The organism is Bacillus sp. LL01 (assembly GCF_001037965.1).
The window spans coordinates 1-4064 of record NZ_LFEL01000187.1 but is presented as its reverse complement, the minus strand read 5'-3'; the positions used below and the strand labels follow the sequence as shown (position 1 = coordinate 4064).

Annotated in this window: 3 protein-coding genes and 1 riboswitch; of the genes, 1 reads left to right on the top strand and 2 read right to left on the bottom strand. The window is 37.9% G+C overall.

Annotation, left to right across the window (positions count from 1 at the left end; genetic code table 11):
* Window positions 1-17: 17 nt before the first annotated feature.
* A complete protein-coding gene (locus tag AB685_RS27620) occupies window positions 18-491 on the bottom strand; it encodes an acyl-CoA thioesterase (protein ID WP_047973807.1) in 474 nt (157 codons plus the stop codon).
* Window positions 488-2767, bottom strand: a complete 2280-nt coding sequence (gene metE / locus AB685_RS27615; RefSeq protein WP_047973806.1) for a 5-methyltetrahydropteroyltriglutamate--homocysteine S-methyltransferase — start codon at window positions 2765-2767, stop codon at window positions 488-490. Before metE ends, AB685_RS27620 begins: the two co-directional genes overlap by 4 nt.
* A gap of 154 nt (window positions 2768-2921) precedes the next feature.
* A riboswitch (cobalamin riboswitch) is annotated at window positions 2922-3132 on the bottom strand.
* 342 nt (window positions 3133-3474) lie between these two features.
* Here metE and AB685_RS27610 point away from each other — a divergent pair.
* Window positions 3475-4064, top strand: a 590-nt coding sequence (locus tag AB685_RS27610) for a substrate-binding domain-containing protein (RefSeq protein ID WP_047973805.1), incomplete at its 3' end; no start/stop codon positions are given.

The following is a 4064-nucleotide window of genomic DNA, read 5'->3' as shown; positions in this document are numbered from 1 at the left end:
CTGCTCTTTTCATTTGTTTAATTGATGAGTGAACGATTTAAGCGGTTTTCTTTTCTAGCAGCTGCTGTTAGGCAAAGCTGCTTCTCTTCATCGCTTTCAGGAATGATCTTCGGAACCGGGATAGGCTTTTTATCGTCATCCACGGCTACCATGGTCAGAAAGGACTTCGTTGTTAACGTTTTTACCCGAGTAAGAAGATTAGTGGAATGAACTTTTACAAATACCTCCATTGACGTACGACCAGTAGAAGTAATAAACGATTCAAGCTCTAATAGGTCGCCTACAGATGCAGAAGATAAAAAATCGACTGAATCAATTGAGGCTGTTACAACGACACTTCCTGCATGCTTCATGGCTGTAATGGCAGCTATTTCATCGATAAAGGAAAGAACTTGCCCACCAAAGATCGTTTTCAGATGATTCGTATCTGGTGGAAGGACTAATCTTGACTGGATTGTCCTAGAGTAACTAGTTGATTGGGAAGAATTCATTTTGTTACACCAGCTTTTAAAGTAGAGCGTACCTTCTTGGCAGTCTCTACCATGACTTTCAAAGCTTCAATGGTTTCTTCAGGTGAACGTGTTTTTAATCCGCAATCARGATTGACCCAAAATTGATTGGTCTTTAATACCCTTAGTGCACGCTCAAGATTTTGTCTCATCTCTTGTTCGTTAGGGATTCGTGGACTATGAATATCATAGACACCTAGACCAATATCTTTCGTATAATCAAATCGTTCAAATGTATGAATAATCTCCCCATGACTTCGAGATGCTTCAATTGAAATAACATCTGCATCAAGTGCGTCAATGGTCTCAATAATTTCATCGAACTCAGAATAACACATGTGAGTATGAATTTGTGTCGTATCGGCCACCCCACCTGTGGCTATGATAAAGGCGGTCACAGCATCTGTTAAATAAGCTTCTCTTTCTTTTTCCTTTAATGGAAGTCCTTCACGAAGAGCTGGCTCATCTACTTGAATCATTTCAATACCATGCGTTTCAAGTTCATTAATTTCGACACGGATGGCCAGTGCTAACTGGTTCAGCATTTCTTTTCTTGTTGTATCATCCCGTTCAAAAGACCAATTTAAAATGGTCACTGGACCTGTGAGCATGCCTTTCATTGGCTTTGATGTTAGTGATTTAGCGTATACGGTTTCCTTTAAAGTCATTGGTTGTGCAAATGAGATATCACCTGAAATGATTGGAGGTTTTRCGCAACGTGAGCCGTAGGATTGAACCCATCCATTTATTGTCACTTCCATCCCGTTCAGTCTTTGACCAAAAAACTCCACCATATCTGTCCGTTCAAACTCACCATGAACGAACACATCAAGTCCAATTTCTTCTTGAATCGTTACCCATTTCTGGATCTCATCTTCAATAAATCTTTCGTACTCCTCTGCTGATAAAGAGCCTTTCTTATAACTAAGTCGATTAGTGCGGACTTCTTTAGTCTGTGGAAAACTCCCAATCGTTGTAGTAGGCAGAGTAGGTAGCTGCCATTTTTCTTTTTGAGATCTTTTTCTCTCTTCAAAAGGTGTTCTTGATGTAGCAAGACCATCTACATTCGCAAGTTGACGTTGAACTTCCATGTTTATACGATTTGTATTTTTATGAAATTCAATAATTGAATAACTATACTTTTTTAACTCCTCCTGCTTTTCTCGATTTCTAATTACATTTCCTAGTAAGGCTACTTCCTCTAATTTCTCATTAGCAAAGGCTAGAACATCGACAAACTCCTGGTCAAGGTTTTTTTCACCAGCGGTCGTAACAGGTACATGTAACAAGGAGCATGAAGGTTGAATGATCAGGTTTTGAGTATACGCAGAGAGTTCTTTTACATGTTCGTATTTATCTATTAGGTTACTCTTCCATATAGAACGACCATCAATGACTCCGCAAGCCAAGAATTTATCTTGAGGAAAACCAAACGCCCTCAACTGTTTCAAGTTCTCTCCATTGTCATGAACAAAATCAAGTCCAATTCCTGCAACGGGTAATTGTGTAATTTCTTTATAATGATCAATTGATCCAAAATACGTTTGAAGAAGGAGGTTTAATTCCGGTAACGCATCATTAAAATTAGCATACACTTCTTTAAATAATTCGATCATTTCTTGATTAACATTTTGAGCGAGAATCGGTTCATCAACTTGAATCCATTCTGCTCCAGCTTGCTCAAGTTCTTTAAAAACCTTGATATAAAGGGGGATGAGTTGCGGAATAATCTCCTTAAAGTCCTCGGTATGATAGCCTTTTGATAGTGAGAGAAGGGTGATAGGCCCTACAATAACGGGTTTTCCGACAATACCAAGTTCATATTTTGCTTCATTAAATAATGTAAGTAGTCGGTTATGAGTCAAGGTAGGCGTTACCTCTTTTAATTCAGGTACAAGATAGTGATAGTTGGTATTGAACCACTTAGTCATTTCTGAAGCGACATGTTGATCTGTTCCTCTGGCAATGGCGAAATATTGCTCCAACGAAGCTGCTTCCATTGATTGAAAACGTTTAGGAATAAGGCCAAACATAACCGCAGTATCAAGCACCTGATCATAATAACTAAAATCACCAATTGGTATCAGCTCAACTCCTAGTGCTTTTTGGGTGTTTAGATAATCGATTCTTAATTTTTTCATCTCTAATTCAAACGTAACTCTTGTTATCTTTTTTGACCAATACTTTTCTAATAGACGCTTCCATTCTCTGTTCTTTCCGATTCGTGGATACCCTAAGTTTGACTGTATAATATTCATGTTTAATTCCCTCCGAAGATTAATAGTTTGTATGCGATAAAACAAAAAACTCTCTTTCCTAAAAGAAAGAGAGATCACATGTACAGAATTAACCCGGATTATCATAAACCAATGGCCAAAACATATCGATCACTCCTCCCTAATAAACGCGTAGGTACTAGTGCGTACAAAAGGCAGGTCTCCTGACTCGAGTTCATCGCTAACTTATTCCTTCCCATTCAATATTGTGCTTCATAACAATATCAAATAGTGGTATATCATAAGCAGCTCACTCTTACAGTGGCGCGACCGTGTCGGCTTTTAACCGAACTTCCCTTTTAAGGCTTGGACATTTAATCCAAACCACCTTTTGCATGAACTTATAAAATTTTAAATAGATAAAATACTTAGACTATATCCTAACTCAGATTAATAGATGTTGCAATATATAAAATGAAGAATTGGAAATAATGATGATTTATAGATAAGTAAGTACTGCTATGAGGAGCACAGGCACCCGTAAATAAACTTAGAGTTTTTATTTGGTAATTTATACATATCAATTTCTATACCCTATTTAGACATGTTTCTATCTATTTTAACAACGGTTTACAAAACCTTTACACAGTAATCATACCTACTTAATATTGCGCATCTATACTAGCAATTGTGAGAGGGAGAGACCACTTACGAAAATATTTTTCCTACAGAAAAGGGAGGACAATTCAGTGAATGTAAAAAACGTATTATTGTTCTTAATGGCAGCAGCACTTATGGTGTTTGTCACAGCATGTGGTAATGGATCTGAAGAAGCCCAAACAGAGACAGGCTCTGAAGATACATCTTCAGAAGAAGCGGCAAGTGAAGAGACTGAAGCAGGAGATCTATCTGGAGRAGTTGCGATCGATGGTTCATCTACAGTGTTCCCAATCATGGAAGCTGTTTCTGAAGAGTATTCCACGGAACAACCTGGTGTTCGTGCTCCAGTTGGTGTATCTGGTACAGGTGGTGGCTTTAAACGCTTTACAGTAGGGGAAACAGATATTAGTAATGCATCTCGTCCTATTAAAGATGAAGAAGCTGAAATTGCAGAAGAAAATGGCATTGAATATATTGAATTACCGGTAGCGTTTGATGGTTTATCAGTTGTAGTCAGTCAGCAAAATGACTTTGTTGATTATTTAACTGTTGAAGAATTAACAACTATGTGGACTGATGAAAGTGTAGAAACTTGGTCAGATGTTCGTTCTGAATGGCCAGAAGAAGAAATTGAGTTCTTTAGCCCAGGATTTGATTCAGGTACTTATGACTACTGGCA